Source organism: Tatumella morbirosei, from assembly GCF_000757425.2.
Lineage (GTDB): Bacteria > Pseudomonadota > Gammaproteobacteria > Enterobacterales > Enterobacteriaceae > Tatumella > Tatumella morbirosei.
Genome location: NZ_JPKR02000002.1, coordinates 87608 through 103293 on the forward strand (window position 1 = coordinate 87608; position 15686 = coordinate 103293).

10 protein-coding genes and 2 pseudogenes are annotated in these 15686 nt (G+C 48.4%); 9 read left to right on the forward strand and 3 right to left on the reverse strand.

The features are described 5' to 3' along the window. Positions 1-5 precede the first annotated feature (5 nt). From cydC to trxB, 3 genes are all read right to left on the reverse strand, one after another. Positions 6-1739: a heme ABC transporter ATP-binding protein/permease CydC gene (gene cydC / locus HA49_RS01525; RefSeq protein ID WP_038019761.1), complete on the reverse strand. Its 1734-nt coding sequence runs from the start codon at positions 1737-1739 to the stop codon at positions 6-8. After that, positions 1736-3508, reverse strand: coding sequence for a heme ABC transporter permease/ATP-binding protein CydD (gene cydD / locus HA49_RS01530; protein ID WP_038019764.1), 1773 nt, complete (start codon positions 3506-3508; stop codon positions 1736-1738). The genes cydC and cydD overlap by 4 nt, the downstream gene beginning before the upstream one ends. A 137-nt stretch (positions 3509-3645) precedes the next feature. After that, positions 3646-4608 (reverse strand): thioredoxin-disulfide reductase, encoded by a 963-nt coding sequence (trxB, locus tag HA49_RS01535; RefSeq protein WP_038019767.1) that lies wholly within the window; start codon positions 4606-4608, stop codon positions 3646-3648. A gap of 507 nt (positions 4609-5115) precedes the next feature. Here trxB and lrp point away from each other — a divergent pair. The 9 genes and pseudogenes from lrp (at position 5116) to HA49_RS01580 (ending at position 15595) form a co-directional block, all read left to right on the forward strand. Continuing rightward, a complete protein-coding gene (gene lrp / locus HA49_RS01540; RefSeq protein ID WP_038019770.1) occupies positions 5116-5610 on the forward strand; it encodes a leucine-responsive transcriptional regulator Lrp in 495 nt (164 codons plus the stop codon). Between the two features lie 115 nt (positions 5611-5725). Then, positions 5726-6385: pseudogene (locus tag HA49_RS21925) on the forward strand (DNA translocase FtsK 4TM domain-containing protein); the annotation flags it as partial. After that, positions 6369-9329, forward strand: coding sequence for a DNA translocase FtsK (locus HA49_RS21565; protein ID WP_281177678.1), 2961 nt, complete (start codon positions 6369-6371; stop codon positions 9327-9329). The pseudogene HA49_RS21925 and the gene HA49_RS21565, both read left to right, overlap by 17 nt. A gap of 178 nt (positions 9330-9507) precedes the next feature. Further along, on the forward strand, positions 9508-10119 hold the full coding sequence (gene lolA / locus HA49_RS01555) for an outer membrane lipoprotein periplasmic chaperone LolA (protein ID WP_038019776.1): 612 nt from the start codon (positions 9508-9510) through the stop codon (positions 10117-10119). Positions 10120-10126: 7 nt separating this feature from the next. Further along, positions 10127-11470 carry a replication-associated recombination protein A gene (locus tag HA49_RS01560; RefSeq protein WP_038019779.1) on the forward strand — a complete coding sequence of 448 codons (1344 nt, stop codon included), beginning with the start codon at positions 10127-10129 and terminating at the stop codon, positions 11468-11470. Positions 11471-11560: 90 nt separating this feature from the next. After that, complete coding sequence (serS, locus tag HA49_RS01565; RefSeq protein WP_038019781.1) at positions 11561-12853, forward strand: serine--tRNA ligase; 1293 nt, start codon at positions 11561-11563, stop codon at positions 12851-12853. Between the two features lie 240 nt (positions 12854-13093). Further along, positions 13094-13500 (forward strand): annotated as a pseudogene (gene tnpA, locus HA49_RS01570) (IS200/IS605 family transposase). Between the two features lie 875 nt (positions 13501-14375). After that, complete coding sequence (locus tag HA49_RS01575) at positions 14376-14855, forward strand: Csu type fimbrial protein (RefSeq protein ID WP_038019783.1); 480 nt, start codon at positions 14376-14378, stop codon at positions 14853-14855. Positions 14856-14875: 20 nt separating this feature from the next. Then, entirely contained in the window at positions 14876-15595 is a 720-nt protein-coding gene (locus tag HA49_RS01580) for a fimbrial biogenesis chaperone (RefSeq protein WP_038019786.1), read from the forward strand. Positions 15596-15686: the final 91 nt, after the last annotated feature.

Sequence of the window (15686 nt, forward strand, 5' to 3'; positions counted from 1 at the left end):
ATTGCTCATTCACGGGTTAAACGCTGGCAAAATTGCCGGTAGCGACCATCAAGATGTAAGAGCTGCGAGTGGCTGCCTTGCTCAATGATCTTTCCGTTCTCCATAACGCAGATCCGATCCATTTTGTCCAGACCACTCAGACGATGGGTGACCATGATTACGGTTTTGTCGCGGGTTACACGCCAGAGTAGTTCAAGTATTTGCTGTTCTGTGTTGGCATCCAGACCTTCAGTGGGCTCATCGAGCAACCAGAGATCACCCTGATGCAGCAACGCCCGGGCAATGGCTAAACGACGTAGTTCTCCGCCTGACAGTGTCCGGCCGCCTTCACCCATCCAGGTGTTCAGTCCTTCGTTATCCAGCAATGTCTCCAGACCGGTGAGTTGTAACACGTCGACCAGTTCACTGTCACTACTGTTGGCTGCCGCAAGATTCAGGTTATCACGCAGAGTCTGGTTAAATAATGCAACCCGTTGTGTCACCACACTGGTTCTTTGACGCAGTGAAGTTTCGTCCCAGTCCCGAAGTGGAAGTTGGTTAAAACAAATTTCACCATGAGACGGGTCATATGCCCGGGTGAGCAACTGGAGGAGCGTTGATTTACCGCAGCCGGTGAAACCAAGCAGAGCAATCTTTTCTCCGCGACAAGCTTGCAGGTTAAGACCGTCCAGTACTGGTCGATGTTGACCCGGATAAGCAAAACTCAGGTTAGTGACCCGCAGAGCAATGCCGGTTGTTTGAGCGGCAGTTGACTGAGACGGAAAAATCACCTGCGGATCTTTATCTAATAGTTCCGTTAACCGGCGGGCCGACAATACCACTCTGGAAATATGCAGAAATGATGCTGCCACGGGTCCAAGCGCTTCGAACGCCGCCAGCACGCAGAAAGCAAACAGCGCGACAAACGTCGGATCCTGCCCGGGAGAGGTTAGCCACAACGAACCCAGCCATAAAATCAGACAAACTGTCGCTCCGGTGATGATGGTCAGGGCACTTTGTGACGCAGCGGTCAGAGATTGCTGCTGCTGTCGCGCTTTGGCTAATTGTTGTCCTGTCAAAGATAACTGCTGCTGCCAGTGTTTATCATGCTGGTAAATTTTTAGCTCTGCCATACTGCTCAGCCAGCGGGTCAGCTGCAGGCGGTATGTCGCATTTAGCGTAGTCACTTGTTGGCCGGATGAGATTCCCAGCCGGTAAAATATTATTGGCAGTAGCAACAAACTTAGCAGCATGATGCCGCCGGTAATCATTGCCAATGGCAGGCTAAGATAACTCAGGCCCAGGGTCACGACAATAATGACCAGTAAGGCACCTGCAAGTGGAGAGAGAACCCGAAGATAAAGATGGTCCAGGTTATCGACATCGGCGACAAAGCGGTTTAGCAGGTCCCCCTGGCGAAATTGAGACAATCCGGCAGGGGAGAGGGGAAACAGCTTGCTAAAGGTAAAAACCCGCAGATGTTGCAGAACACGGAATGTGCCGTCATGACTGACCAGACGTTCAAAATAGCGGGCAGCTGTGCGAATGATTGCCGCTCCCCGGACTCCGGCTGCAGGCAGCATATAGTTGAAACTGTAAAGTCCGGCGGTTCCGGCCAGGGCTGATGCTGCAAGGAACCAGCCGGAAAGTGTCAGCAGGCTAATGCTGGCCAGCAGGGTAACAATGGCCAGTATCAGGCCAAGGAACAGCCGTAATCCGTGTCTCCTCCAAAGGCGAAGAAAAGGCAACAACGCACTCATAGCTTTATCTCCTGACGCGAATGGGACAACATATCAGTGAACAGACCCGGGGCCTCGGCCAGCGCCTGCCAGTCACCCTGTTGAACAATTTGTCCCTGGCTCATCACCCAGATCTCGTCCCAATTCTGCAGCCCTTCGGGCTGATGAGTAATCATCAATGTCGTTTGTTGCAGGGAAGCAGCATGTAATGCCTGCATGACTTGTTGTTCGCTATGGCTGTCCAGGCTGGCGGCCGGTTCATCTAACAGCAACAGGCCGGCAGGCAGTAACAACGCTCTGGCCACGGCTACCCGTTGGGCCTGTCCGACAGATAATCCTGAGCTATCATCACCAATAAACGAATCAACCCCCCGGGCCAACTGAGGGAGAAACTGGCTAACCCCGGAGGATTGCAGAGTCTGCTCAAATTGTTGTTCGCTACATTTACGCCCAAAGGTAATGTTCTGACGTAGACTGGCTTCCGGCAATGCGGGGTTTTGTCCAACCCAGGCAATCTGTTGCTGCCAGTTCTCAACATCGGTTTCACGCAGTTCACTGCCATTAACCGTCAGCGAGCCCTGGTAAGGGAGAAAGCCGAGCAATGCATTCATCAGTGAAGTTTTTCCAGCACCACTGGTTCCCAGCAGCGCGACCCGCCTGCCTGCCTGAAGAGTAAAATTTAATGGCTGTGTCAGGGGAATGCCGCCGGCAGTCGTCACGACCAGATCGGTGGCGTGCAGAGTGACCGGTCCGATCCCCGGTGGCTGTGACCCTGGCCGGGGAATCTCCTCTGGCTGGGTTTGTTGCATAAAATCTTCCAGTACATCTGCGGCACCGGTGGCCTGAGCTTTGGCGTGGTAGAAATTCCCCAGATCGCGCAGCGGCTGAAAGAATTCAGGCGCCAGAATTAACACCAGAAAACCGGCAAATAAGGTGACCCCCCGGTGATAATCCCCAAAGTGCAAGACACCAAGATAAGAGAAGCCGAAATAGACGGCGACCACGGCTATCGAAATTGCTGCAAAAAACTCAAGAACAGCGGAGGATAAGAAAGCCATACGCAAAACCTCCATTGTGCGCTGGCGAAACTGCTCTGAACTGTCAGCAATAGCCCGCTGTTCTGCGCTACCACGCTGAAACAGCCGTAAGGTCTCCAGTCCCCGTAACCGGTCAAGAAAGTCACCGCTCAATCTTGCCAGTGCATGGAAATTTTTACGGTTTGCTTCTGCCGCCCCCATGCCGACCATTGCCATAAATAATGGGATCAGTGGTGCGGTGCAAAACAGAATTAATGCAGCGCTCCAGTTTAACGGGGCCAGTACTAACAGGATCATTAGCGGAATGAGGGCCGCCAGGGACATCTGTGGCAGGTAACGTGCATAATAATCATGCATGTTATCAATCTGTTCCTGCAATAGCGTGGTCCAGCTACCCACTGGACGGGTTTTAATCCCCACCGGGCCAAGAGATTCCAGGCGATCGATGATTTGTCGTCGGATAGCTTCACAGATGGCGGTTCCAGCCCGGAAACCAAACAGCTCCCTGAAATAATGCAACAGCGCCCGCAAGATAAAGCATCCTGCCAGAGCAAAGAGACGTGGTAGCAATGGGGTATCAGTTGCTGGCCGCACAATGATGGACTCAAGCAGGCTGGCCAGCAGAGCGGCCTGGGCAATAATCAAAATGGCACTGAATATTCCGGTGATCACAGAAAGGCGTAACCAACGCTGGCCAAAATGACGTTGCTGTTTCAGCCAGCGTATCAAAAACTGTTGTCTGGATTTATTCATAAGGTTTGCTGTGAGCCTGGCATGCAGAGGAAATGATTAATATCCCTTAATTTAATGCAGGAACTTTAGCATGATGGACAATAAAAAGGCGACAGATTCACTGTCGCCTTGTTTCACATCAAATTCTCAGCAAAAATTTACCACTCAGTACCTGCTAAACCATCCAGATACCGCTCAGCATCCAGTGCGGCCATACAGCCAGTGCCGGCAGAGGTAATCGCCTGACGATAAGTGTGGTCCATTACATCACCGGCAGCAAAAACCCCCGGGATGCTGGTCTGGGTAGCATTACCCTGCAGACCGGACTGAACAACAATATAGCCATTATTCAGTTCCAGTTGATCGGCAAAGATGGCAGTGTTTGGGCTATGTCCGATAGCTATAAACACCCCGGCGACATCAATCTGCTCAGGTTCTGACTGCCCGTCAGTAGATTGCAGGCGAGCACCCGTGACTCCCATGTCATCACCGGTGACAGCTTCCAGAGTTCGGTTGGTATGCAGAACGATATTACCGCTGGCGACTTTATCCATCAAACGGTTGATCAGGATTTTCTCGGCACGGAAACTGTCCCGACGGTGAATAAGGTGAACTTCGGAAGCAATGTTCGACAGATACAAAGCTTCTTCTACCGCAGTATTTCCGCCGCCAACGACCGCGACTTTTTGCTGACGATAGAAAAAGCCGTCGCAGGTTGCACAGGCCGAAACACCTTTGCCTTTAAATTCTTCTTCCGAAGGCAGACCTATGTAGCGGGCAGAGGCACCGGTGGCAATAATTAACGCATCGGCAGTGTATTCACCGCTGTCACCCGTCAGACGGAAAGGGCGATTTTTGAGATCCACAGTGTGGATATGATCAAACACGATTTCAGTATCAAATTTTACCGCATGTTCGTGCATCCGCTCCATCAACCCGGGACCGGTCAGATGCTCAGGATCACCCGGCCAGTTTTCGACTTCAGTGGTCGTCGTCAACTGTCCGCCTTTTTCAACTCCGGTAATCAGCACGGGGTTCAGGTTAGCCCGCGCAGCATACACGGCTGCGGTATAACCTGCAGGCCCTGAACCCAAGATGAGTAATTTACTGTGTTTGGCCATGCTTTTTTCCTCAATAGAGAGTCTGCTGAAAAATAATTTGCTGATTGTAGGCAAAGTGGCGGGGGAAAAAAAGAGTTCCGGGCTCGGGATTACTTATTATTGTGAATGTTAAAAGTAATCAGTCAGCGGCAGCACAGGTTTTATGTCCCGATTTCATGGGCTGAGAGGAAGAAAATGTCCAAAAACAGCTTCCGGAAACTATTATTGAGGGCCTGCTACGGAATGATGTACTGAAATTAGATGTTTTGCTTTGACAATCGCCTGTTGTTTTGCGAAAACATGGGGGTAAGCAAATAAACTTCAGCAAAACTGAGCCTGCATGAGTGCAGGGTCTGGTGACTGAATCATGAAACCTGAGCTGATTTTGGCAGCTTTCAACGTGGACAGACAATGAAAGCTATTGAAAGCATCAATATACAGGTATTGCTTAAACATAACTCAGGCCCCGGATCAGTGACAGATTAAGGGGCAAGTAGTCTTAGGGAAGGAAATAGAGAGACAATAATAATGACAGACAATAAGAAGCGTCCAGGCAAAGATCTTGATCGTATTGACAGGAATATTTTGAACGAGCTGCAGAAAGATGGCCGGATTTCAAATGTTGAGCTTTCAAAACGTGTCGGATTATCACCCACACCTTGCCTTGAGCGGGTCAGGCGTCTTGAGCGTCAGGGATTTATCCTGGGTTACACAGCATTACTCAATCCACACTACCTGGATGCCTCATTACTGGTTTTCGTTGAGATAACTCTGAATCGCGGGGCTCCGGATGTTTTTGAACAATTTAACGCCGCCGTGCAAAAACTTGAGGAAACTCAGGAATGTCACCTGGTTTCCGGTGATTTTGACTATTTGTTGAAAACCCGTGTGCCAGACATGTCAGCCTACCGCAAATTGCTCGGTGAAACCTTGCTGCGTCTGCCCGGAGTGAATGACACCCGGACTTATGTGGTGATGGAAGAAGTGAAGCAGAGTAACCGCCTGGTGATTAAAACTCGCTAAATCAGACAGGTGCAAAATCTTTAGCAATTAGGTACACTCCTGTAAATTCATACAGGGACAGTGCTAATACCGGTGCTGTTCCTCTCTTAAGTTGACAGGCACCTGGAGAGTTCTCTTGAGCCAGGAATATACAGAAGACAAAGAAGTAACTTTAACCCCGCTCAGTAGCGGGCGGCGACTGCTGGAAGCATTGCTGATTCTGGTGGCACTTTTTGCTGTTTATCTTATGGTTTCCCTGGTCAGTTTTAATCCTTCTGACCCCAGCTGGTCTCAGACAGCCTGGCATGAACCTATCCACAACCTGGGTGGCAGCCCTGGTGCATGGCTGGCAGATACCCTGTTATTTATTTTCGGGGTGATGTCCTATGCTATTCCTGTGGTCATTATTGGGCTTTGCTGGATAACTTTCCGCCACCGACATAATGACGATTATGTTGATTATTTTGCGATTGGCTTGCGGTTGATTGGTGTTCTGGCATTGGTGGTGACCACCTGCGGACTGGCAGCCATTAATGCTGACGATATCTGGTATTTTGCTTCCGGCGGTGTGATTGGCAGCCTGGTGAGCAGTGCCATGACACCCTATTTTAACCAGGCGACGGGGACACTGGTATTACTCTGTGTCTGGGCTGCCGGCATTACCCTCTATACTGGCTGGTCATGGCTGACGATTGCCGAGAAAATCGGTGGGGCAGTGATGTCGGTTCTCACCTTTGCCAGTAATCGTTCACGGGATGATAATCGCTGGGACGATGAGGATGATGAAGAATTCGAACCTGCGCCGGTCGCCAAAAAAAACTCGGGCCCCGGTCTCAGCTGAGCTTGCTACAGACAGCGAATCACATGATGCGTTGACCAATGCATCTCAGACAATAAATCCTGAGACGACGTCGCCGGATAAATCACCGACAGCACCTTATTATGAATCTGACGATGAGGATAACGACCCGTTGTTCAGCGCCCGACGCTATCCACAAGACGATAATGATCCTCTGTTCAGTCCTCCTCAGGCTGGGGTTCACTCCGAAGATAATGATCCGCTGTTCAGCCGGACACCACGTCAGACCGAGGATGATGCAAATGATCCACTGTTTAGTCCTTCACAGTGGACACAACCGACAGAACCTGTCCGTTCACCCGCTGCTGAATTTCAGCCGGGCACTTCCCATGCCCCGGTAAGTTCTCCGGCACCTGTGGCTCCCTCGCGAAGCCAGGTACCAGATAATACTGTTGCTCGTCAGGCTTATACCGCACCCGCTGAGGATCGAACAGTTCGGGGAGTTGAACCACCACGCTACCGTTTTGAAGTGCCTGAACAGGCTGTACCAGTGACTCAGTCGCAGCCTTCAGTACAACAAAGCACACCTGCACAGCAATACGTGCCATCTCCTGCACCGGCCTCTCCGGCTCCGGCAGCTCCGAACATTCCGGCAGCCCCTGTTGCAGCTGCCACGCCCGCTGCAAAACCGGCCGGACAGTCGCCGTTTGCTGTTGCGGCTAGTATGGGGAAACTCTCTTCCCATAGTCCGGTATTCGATGTTCCGCGGGACAGTAGTAATCCGCAGGTGAAAAAAGGCATTGGTGGCCCGGAACTGCCACGCCCCAATCCGGTTCGGTTACCTACCCGCAGGGAAATGGCGTCTTACGGCATCAAACTCCCTTCTCAGCGTATGGCTGAAGAAAAGGCCCGCGAGGAACAGTATAAGGCAGCTGGCGACGAATTCAGCGCGACTTACAGTGATGAAGAGCAGGCTGATATCGAACAGGCTGAGTTACGCCAGGCATTTGCAGCTCAGCAGACTCAACGTTATGGTTTTTCCGACAGCGAAGAATCTCAGGATGACGAAGATGTGCTGCAACAAGCCGCGCTGGCTCGGCAGTTTGCTGAGCAACAACAACAACGCTATCAGCCAGAACCCCGGGACCAAAAGACGACTCCGACCGCAGCTGAAACATTTTCGGCATTTGACTTTTCACCCATGGAGGATTTGGTGGATGACGGCCCGGGTGAACCTCTGTTTACCATCGCTCCGGTTAACGAACATGACCCCCATGTTCATCATCCCGAATATGATTCTCCGTCTGAAGGCTCAGCAGAGCCGTTTAATCAGTCACAGATAGCACATCCGGACAGTCAGGGTAATAATACGTCACCGGTAGTTGCTCAGGCTGAACAACAAAGTCTGTTTCATCCGTTCCTGGTGCGCCATGAACAACCCTTGCAGAAGCCATCAACACCGTTACCTACGTTGGATTTGCTGACACCTCCGCCTTCTGAAGAAGAGCCGGTAGATATGTTTGCTCTTGAACAAACCGGTAAACTGGTTGAGGCAAGACTCAGTGATTTCCGTGTGAAAGCGGAAGTTGTCGGGATTTCTCCGGGGCCGGTGATCACCCGGTTTGAACTGGATTTGGCGCCCGGGGTAAAAGCTGCCCGAATTTCTAACCTTTCCCGCGACCTAGCCCGCTCTTTATCGGCGGTGGCCGTGCGTATCGTTGAAGTCATCCCGGGCAAACCTTATGTGGGCCTTGAACTACCTAACAAGCATCGTCAGACCGTTTATCTGCGTGAAGTCCTGGATTGTGCGAAGTTTCGCGATAACCCATCACCACTGTCGGTGGTACTGGGTAAAGATATTGCCGGGCAGCCGGTGGTAGCGGATCTCGCCAAAATGCCACACTTGTTGGTTGCGGGTACTACCGGTTCAGGTAAATCGGTCGGGGTTAACGCCATGATCATCAGTATGTTGTACAAAGCAACACCTGATGAAGTTCGGTTTATTATGATAGACCCTAAAATGCTTGAGCTGTCAGTCTATGAGGGTATTCCGCATCTGTTAACCGAAGTTGTTACCGATATGAAAGATGCAGCTAATGCATTGCGCTGGAGTGTCGGGGAGATGGAACGTCGTTATAAGCTGATGTCAGCCTTAGGGGTTCGTAATCTGGCGGGTTACAACGAGAAAGTCGAACAGGCTGAAGCCATGGGTCGACCGATTCCTGATCCGTTCTGGAAACCTGGTGACAGTATGGACACCACGCCGCCGGTACTGGAAAAGTTGCCTTATATTGTTGTGCTGGTGGATGAGTTTGCTGACCTGATGATGGCTGTTGGCAAAAAGGTGGAAGAACTGATTGCCCGTCTGGCTCAGAAAGCCCGTGCAGCAGGTATTCACCTTGTGCTGGCAACTCAGCGTCCATCAGTAGATGTGATCACAGGGCTGATTAAAGCGAATATTCCAACCCGTATTGCTTTCACTGTTTCCAGCAAAATTGATTCACGGACCATTCTGGATCAGGCTGGGGCAGAGTCTCTGTTGGGAATGGGGGATATGCTGTATATGCCACCTAACTCTTCAATGCCGGTGCGAGTCCATGGTGCGTTTGTCCGTGATCAGGAAGTGCACGCCGTTGTTCAGGACTGGAAAGCACGTGGCAGACCACAGTACATCGATAGTATTACTGCCGGTGATGAAAGCGAAAGTGGTAACGGAGCTGCTGACAGTAGTGGCGAAGAGCTTGATCCATTGTTTGACCAGGCTGTGGCATTTGTGGTCGATAAACGCAGAGCATCGATTTCCGGGGTTCAGCGTCAGTTCCGTATTGGCTACAACCGCGCGGCAAGGATTATCGAACAAATGGAGGCCCAGGGTATTGTTTCTGAACCCGGCCATAATGGTAACCGTGAAGTTCTGTCACCTCCACCTCATGAAATGTAATTCACTGACATTTCATGACTAAACTTCAATGGGCCGGAACTTCCCGGCCCATTGCTTATCTGATGTATCACCCCCATAGTAAAGGATAGTTTTCGGTTTTATCTCCTGTCGGAATTGGGTGACAGTGACCAGGATAGTGAATGCCAGGTCGGTACTAATTAATAAGGAATGGTCTGAGATGAGAAAATATCTAATCGCTACAGGTGTATTGAGCTTAATGATATCAGCCAGTGTGATGGCTGATGCCGCGGCCGACTTGCAGGCACGGCTCAATAAAGTTAGCAGCTTTCATGCAGCATTTAGCCAGAAAGTCACCGATGGTTCAGGTAATAATGTACAGGATGGCCAGGGCGAGTTATGGGTAAAGCGTCCCAGCTTATTTAACTGGCACATGACAGCACCTGATGAGAGTACTATTGTCTCTGATGGTAAAACTTTATGGTTTTACAACCCGTTTGTTCAGCAGGTCACTGCCAGCTGGTTAAAAAATGCAACCAGCAATACACCCTTTATGCTGATAGCACGTAACCAGTCCTCTGACTGGAAGAACTATAATGTGAGTCAGCAGGGGGATACTTTTGAACTCACGCCTAAGAGTAATGGTGGGAATCTGAAACAATTTACTATCAATGTGACGCCTGATGGCACCATCCGCCAGTTTAGCGCAGTTGAACAAGATGGCCAGCGGACCAGCTATCAGTTAACTTCACAACAAAATGGGGCAATTAGCCCGGACAAGTTTAAATTTACCCCGCCAAAAGGCGTTACCCTGGACGATCAACGTCAGTGAGGTAACTGTGAATACACTTTCTCTGGATTTCTCTGCTAACGAATTTCAGCCACTGGCCGCGCGAATGCGGCCTGTGACACTGGCTGAATATGGGGGTCAGCAACATTTACTGGCGGCGGGTAAACCTTTGCCACGGGCTATCGAGGCCGGACATCTGCATTCGATGATTCTGTGGGGACCTCCGGGAACAGGAAAAACTACGCTGGCAGAAATTATTGCCCGTTATGCTGACGCCAGCGTGGAGCGGATTTCGGCGGTAACTTCAGGGGTTAAAGAGATCCGCGAGGCCATAGAGAGAGCCAGGCAAAGCAGACAGGCAGGGCGCAGGACAATTTTATTTGTCGATGAAGTGCACCGTTTTAATAAGAGCCAGCAGGATGCATTTCTGCCTCATATCGAAGACGGAACTATCACTTTCATCGGTGCAACGACCGAAAATCCCTCTTTCGAACTTAATTCAGCGTTACTCTCCCGTGCGCGGGTCTATTTACTGAAATCACTGACTCCGGACGATATCAAAAAAATTATCAGCCAGGCGATGTCTGATAAAGATCGTGGCCTGGGGGGGCAGAATATTGTTCTGCCCGATGAGACCCGGCGAATGATAGCCGAATTAGTCAATGGCGATGCACGCAGGGCTCTGAATACTGTTGAAATGATGGCTGATATGGCGGAGGCAGATGCACAGGGCCAACGGCATTTAACCCCGGCCCTGTTAACTGAGGTGGCCGGAGAACGTGCGGCCAGATTTGATAACAAAGGCGATCGTTTTTATGATCTGATTTCGGCCCTGCACAAATCAGTACGCGGTTCAGCTCCTGATGCTGCACTGTACTGGTACGCCAGAATCATTACCGCCGGTGGTGATCCTCTGTATGTTGCCAGACGCCTTTTGGCTATCGCTTCTGAGGATGTAGGCAATGCCGATCCCCGTGGGATGCAGGTTGCCCTGGCGGCATGGGATTGTTTTACCCGGGTAGGCCCTGCTGAAGGTGAGAGGGCGATTGCTCAGGCAATTGTATATCTGGCATGCGCACCTAAAAGTAACGCGGTGTATGCTGCATTTAATGCAGCCATGCGCGCAGCCAGAGAGTTTCCTGACTATGACGTTCCTGAACATTTGCGCAATGCCCCGACTAAATTAATGAAAGAGATGGGTTTAGGTAAAGAGTACCGCTACGCGCACAATGAACCCAATGCTTATGCAGCTGGTGAGAATTACTTTCCGCCTGAAATGGCAGATTCGCACTTTTATTCACCAGTTGAACGGGGTCTGGAAACTAAAATTGCAGAAAAGCTGGCATGGCTGGCTGAACAGGATCAAAATAGCCCGACAAAACGCTACCGCTGATAAAACATTACGGTAAGGTGAGTCGTAAAATTTCGTATTGTGGTTTTTCCCGACGAAAATTCAATTCATTAACTCATACACAGGATAAGCATGCTCGATCCCAATCTGCTGCGTAATGAGCCAGACGCAGTTGCAGAAAAACTGGCACGCCGGGGATTTACTCTGGATGTTGAAATGCTGCGTTCTCTGGAAGAACGTCGTAAAGTGTTGCAGGTAGAAACTGAAAACCTTCAGGCTGAACGCAATTCACGATCCAAATCCATCGGTCAGGCCAAAGCGCGTGGGGAAGATATCGAGCCATTGCGTAAGGAAGTGAATGATCTGGGTGAACGTCTGGATGCAGCAAAAGCTGAACTCGATGTATTGCAGGCCGAAATTCGCGACTTCTCACTGGCCCTGCCTAATTTACCTGCAGACGATGTGCCTTTGGGTAAAGATGACAGTGATAACCTTGAAGTCAGCCGATGGGGTGAGCCGACTGTCTTCAGTTTTGAAGTGCGCGATCATGTCGATCTTGGCGAAATGGCGGGTGGGATGGATTTTGCCTCTGCGGTTAAACTGACAGGTTCAAGGTTTGTCGTTATGCAAGGGCAGATTGCTCGTATGCATCGCGCTTTGAGCCAGTTTATGCTTGATCTACATACCAGCCAGCATGGGTATACAGAAATGTATGTACCTTATCTGGTCAATCACGATTCACTGTTTGGAACAGGGCAGTTACCAAAATTTGGTAATGACCTTTTCCATACCCGTCCTCTGGAAGAAGAAGCGGACAGCAGTAATTATGCCTTGATCCCCACGGCGGAAGTCCCGCTGACGAATCTGGTGCGTGACGAAATTATTGATGAAGATAGATTACCCATCAAAATGACCGCACATACACCTTGTTTCCGTGCTGAGGCTGGTTCTTACGGACGTGACACACGTGGCCTGATTCGTATGCACCAGTTTGATAAAGTCGAAATGGTACAGGTGGTTGCTCCTGAAAATTCCATGCAGGCGCTTGAAGAACTGACCGGGCATGCCGAAAAAGTGCTTCAGCTACTTAATTTACCTTATCGTAAGATGCTGTTATGCACCGGCGATATGGGATTTGGTGCCAGTAAGACCTATGATCTCGAGGTCTGGCTCCCGGCTCAGAACACTTATCGTGAAATTTCATCCTGTTCAAATACTATGGATTTTCAGGCTCGTCGTATGCAGGCCCGTTGCCGTAGTAAAGCGGATAAAAAGACTCGTCTGTTGCATACACTGAATGGTTCCGGTCTGGCCGTGGGACGTACCCTGGTTGCAGTACTGGAAAATTACCAGCAGGCTGACGGACGTATTCGGGTTCCTGATGTTCTACGCCCGTATATGAATAATATTGAGTTCATCGGTTAATTCAGTAAATTAATTCCAAAAAACCTGCCCTTTTGGCAGGTTTTTTTGTATCCAGAAAACCCCCAGCCAGGCTGGGGGTTCCGTAAAGCTTTCAGCTTTGGGCCGTATATAAAAAACCCTTTTGATTTGTTAAAACACCTTGCGGTCTGGCAACTGCAAAGGTTCAACAGGAAATCAAAAGGGGTCCCGATGAGGGACGAAAAGAGCTTAGCGCATACCTGATGGAACTGTAAATATCACATTGTTTTCGCACCTAAGTACCGAAGACAGGTCTTTTATGGAGAGCGGCGAAGGGTAACAGGGAGCATTTTAAGGAAGCTGTGTGAATGAAAAAATGTGAATATCCTGGAAGCAGAATGTTGTGCTGATCATATTCATTTGCTTTTGGAGATCCCGCCGAAGATGAGTGTATCGGTATTTATGGGTATCTGAAGGGCAAAAGCAGTCTGATGCTGTATGAACAGTCCGGGGATTTGAAATTTAAGTACAGAAACAGGGAGTTCTGGTGTCGGGGATACTATGTAGACACGGTAGGCAAGAACACGACAAAGATACAGGAATATATAAAGCACCAGCTCGAAGCGGATAAAATGGGAGAACAGTTGTCGATCCCATATCCGGGAAGCCCGTTTACGGGTCCTAAGTAATCCAAAATGCAAATGTCAGATTGCGACGCGCCTGTTAGGGCACTGCTGGTAAGAGAGCCTTACAGGCGCATTTGAAAAACCTCCGGCTATGCCGGAGGATATTTATTCAGTCTGAGTCAGGTTCAGATACATTAGCCATCAGACATATCATTCTTATCAGACGGATATTATTTTTTTACCAGTATGTTTGTCATTTTTATTTAGTATAGCCTTATAATAGATAGGTACCTGATAAAAACCTGGAGTGATAAATTCAGGGTGGAAATCTACGCAGTATTTTATATGGCTAAAAAAAAGACAAGCCTCTGTATTTAACATTTTTGATTCTCATTATCGCAACACAGATGCTGATATTTCATTCTCCGAATTTAACGCAACACCATACATGATGATAATTTGTTCTCTTTTATCTTATTGCTTACTGTTAGTTTACATTCCGCTCACATCTTACGGTAAATGAATATTAAATATACAAACGATAATCAATAATTTTAAATGTACCCGACTTTTTTACTCAGTTAAATTGCAGTGTATTACTCTGTTTATTTTGAAAGAAAATAAAGTTCAAGGTCTTTAAGTAGTGTGTACCTTCAGAGTTTTGTTGGTTTTATAACATAAATTAGAGATATTATATTTTTATTTAATTAGTCTGTGGTTTTTTATGTTTTGTTTTTTGAATGTTGCGACATTATAAACTTTTGTGACATCGATCAGAAAATATCCAGTTCCTTGATTATTGGTTTTTTACAGATGGCGCGTATAATGCTGCCGCATTGTGAATCATCCAATATGTTTACCAGTTGATTAGCGGCTGGTTAATTATCATGATGATTCGGACGTAATGTGTAATTAGAAATAATAACAAAGAGATAAAGATGTTTAAAAAATCACTACTATTGATTTCATTAAGCTCATCATTGATGTTTACTGCTGCAAGCCATGCTGATGACACAACATATACTGCACAGGCAACGGCTAATATGAATGTCTATTTGACGGTCTTAAAGGCATGTAGTATTTCTGCAGGTGATATGAATTTCGGTAGCCAGTACAGCAATGCTGGTAATTTATCTGCACAAGCAACAGCCAGTGTCGTTTGTACTAAGAATACGCCGTATGAGCTTTCTTCTGACAGTTCGCACGATTATGAGATGTCAGATTCAAGTGGTAATAAAATTGCTTACTCACTTTATTCTGATGAAGCAGCATCTTCTGCCTTAACCAGTGGAACGACTAATACAGGTACCGGTGAAGAGCAGGATATTAAAATCTATGGTCAGGTAAGTGCTGATGCCCTGAAAGTCGCACCTGCAGGTGATTACACCGATACCGTATTGCTGAAAATAGACTATTGATTTAATTTTACAGGCTGCATATGTTACGTTCATTTCGATTTTATATATCTGTCATCGTTATAGGTTTATTGCCCTGTCTAACATATGCCGCCAGCTTACAGGTTTTCCCGGTAAACATTAATTTTGCACCGGGGGAAAATGTTAAAGCTGTTTATGTCAATAACATTGGTAACGATCCGATCAGCGCTCAGGTTCGTGTCTATCAATGGGTTCAGTCCAACGATAATGACGTCTTGACGGAAACGCAGAACCTGGTGGTCAGCCCCCCCATGACCGCAATACCCGCAGGAAAACAACAGTTACTGCGGGTTATTATGCCAGTTGTACCCGTTGGGAAAGGCGAACAGTCATATAAACTGGTCGTGGATGAATTACCAGGGTCTGCGGATAAAAGTGGCAGGCATGCTGTCCGGTTTTTATTACGATATACCTTACCCGTTTTTATTAATACGCCTAAATCGGCACTGGACATGAACGATTTTGTTTTCCACCTGAATACTCATGTTTCACCTGAGCGTTTAACGGTTGAAAACCATGGACTGCAGCATTTGAAACTGAGTAATGTTGTACTCTCCTCTGGTCAGCAACAGGTAACTCTTAACAGAGGTTTACTGGGATATGTTTTAGCACACAGCACCCGTTCATGGTCTTTACCGAAAGGGAAGTATTCCGGTTCTACACTGACGTTTACCATAAATGATGATACAACAACAAAAACAGTACCGATCATTACTCAATAATTCCTTTATTCTTTGTACTGCACTCATTATTTCATCTAATTCATTTGCTGCAGCGGATGAAATGTTATACCTGACGATTACTATTAATGGA